Genomic DNA, 2,200 nt, shown 5'->3' on the forward strand with positions numbered 1-2,200 from the left:
CTGAGAAAAGACTCCAGAAAGAATGAAAGTGGATAATATAAGAAATAATCCGAGAGTCCTTAAATTGAATCGACATTGAATCCTGACCATAAAAACGGATTTTCTAAATCTTTTATTGGCATTTGCCAAATACATCATACAATTGTGTCAAAAATAGTTATTTTTCACTAATAAAAGGCCAGGAAAAACACAATACTTCTTATGACAAAAAAACAGGAAACATTAAACAAAAAATGAGTAGGACCACTTCTACAACCATTGTAAAGCCCTAACCTGCTTTATTCATAAACCTCAAATTTACCAAAATTTCAGGTTAGCATAATATGATATCAGGTCTTTTCCAGAAAAATTTGAAGGGGTTTGCTTGCGGTATTTACTTTTATTCGGGGATAAGTTAGCAAAAACTCATAATTTCCAGATAATTATGTTTAATATACAGAGTTGTGGGTGTTCGCTTTCCTGCCACAGGCCTTGGCTTTTAGAAATGTCACCGATTTATTTAAGTATTTTAAATTCAGTAAATTGCAAGCGGCTATGTTACCAGCATGCCCAACATTTGAAAGCTCTTAGTTTGAAGCTCTTTCGTTGGGCAAAATTTCGGGAACTCAATCTTTATCTTGGTTTTCATTTCCTTTACCCAGGCAGCTGTTTTAATAATCTTGTTCTGCAAGGTTTTGAAGGTGGCATTAACCAACTCAGTGCCTTTAAAAAGTTCCTTTTGCATAGTATGCATTAAAACATAGGCGATAGAGTGCAGGAACAACCGGAACTGGTTGGCTTTAAAACTTGTACATGAGGCCCTGTCAGATTTTAGGTACAGTTTGTGTTCTTTAATCCTTAGTTCCGCAGCACCCCTGGCGCAATATCCTTTCTCGTATAATCCCCTGGCCTTGAACTGAGTCAGGTTTGTGACGATATAACGGATGTTGGAGCCAAGGGCAGATACCTCCACTTTAACCACCACCTTTTTTTTCGATGCCCAGCTTTCAGCTTTGTACATAAATGAATGATAGCGCTTAACAGGCTTTCCGTATTGCTTAAATTCCCGCTCTGCACTCTTTATGGTAACCTCGGCTAAAGACTTTAATTTTGAGTTTCCTGAAAGACCTGTTATGTAGCCCACTTTTTGGGCTGAAGTATCGCACCAATTCATAAGGTCTTTTGATGCAAAATGACTGTCTCCTCTAACAATTATTTGGGTTTTAGGCCATTGTTTCCTTATATGTAGTATCAACTTCTTAAGAATAGAAGCAACATCGCTTTGTTTGGAGCGTCTGCCGGGTTTTAAGATGGTGGTAATTAACTTACCGGAAAGCCCTTCGTAAATATGCAAGGGCATATAGCAATGGTCGTGATAGTAAGTGTTAAAAAGAGTCAGTTGCTGGTCTCCGTAAGTATTGGTGTTGGTATCATCGCAATCAAGTATGATAACATTTGGTGCAGAGCTGTAGGTTCCTATAAAATGGGAGACTAAAGCTTCTCCAATCTTATACAAATCACGCCAACTAACATTGTTTTCCAGTCGGCTCATAGTAGGCTGTGAACCTAAATCCATTCCTGTTTGAGGAAGGCGTCCAACACAGGTCTTCAAAATCTGATCTTGTCTCAGTTCATTGCTGTCGTTGCAATCCTCATAACCGGCAGCAATTTGATAAGCTCGTTGACTAACTAATTCTTCGATGGAGTGATCAATATACCGTTGGTCGCGCTTGTCTGAAATACAATCGCTTATACGCTCAATTAAACCAATTTGTCTATTAACTTCACGCAACAAAAGGAGGCCACCATCGCTGCTGATGCGATCACCCGTAAAACTCAATTCTACACTTTTATGTTCAACTGGAAAAAGTCTGAGAGTTTGTTCTTTGTTTTCGGAAAATTTCTGTATCATTGTATAAAGAGGTGTTGTTGGACACCCTGAAAATACTGATAATTCAGGACATTTTCAGGAACAACCCTCTTTTTTTTATGAATTATTCAGGTTAGATCGCAACTCAGCCAATGACCTGATAAAATGGAAAATAATGCGGGCAATGAGTGCATTCCCGGAAAGTCTGGACTTTCTGTCAAAACAACTTACTGAATGTTCCAGCCCCTGGATTGCTAAAGAAATAAAAAGAAGTCTGCGGTTAATCCGGTATAAAGAAAAAGTTTTGATTTCTGAAAAAGGAACCAGCTGTTCACAAACTTTAGGTCGTTA

Annotated in this window: 1 protein-coding gene; it reads right to left on the minus strand. The window is 38.3% G+C overall.

The annotated features are described in order from the left end of the window. Positions 1-532: 532 nt before the first annotated feature. Positions 533-1,891, minus strand: a complete 1,359-nt coding sequence (locus VJ937_RS05700; protein WP_324065925.1) for an IS1380 family transposase — start codon at positions 1,889-1,891, stop codon at positions 533-535. Between the last annotated feature and the right edge of the window lie 309 nt (positions 1,892-2,200).

It is taken from the genome of Salinivirga sp., assembly GCF_035268865.1.
In the GTDB taxonomy this organism is placed as follows: domain Bacteria; phylum Bacteroidota; class Bacteroidia; order Bacteroidales; family Salinivirgaceae; genus Salinivirga.

What these genes read in the sequence shown, in the direction of transcription:
- VJ937_RS05700 (WP_324065925.1), bottom strand. Translation starts at nt 1,891, where the DNA reads ATGATACAGAAATTTTCCGAAAACAAAGAACAAACTCTCAGACTTTTT.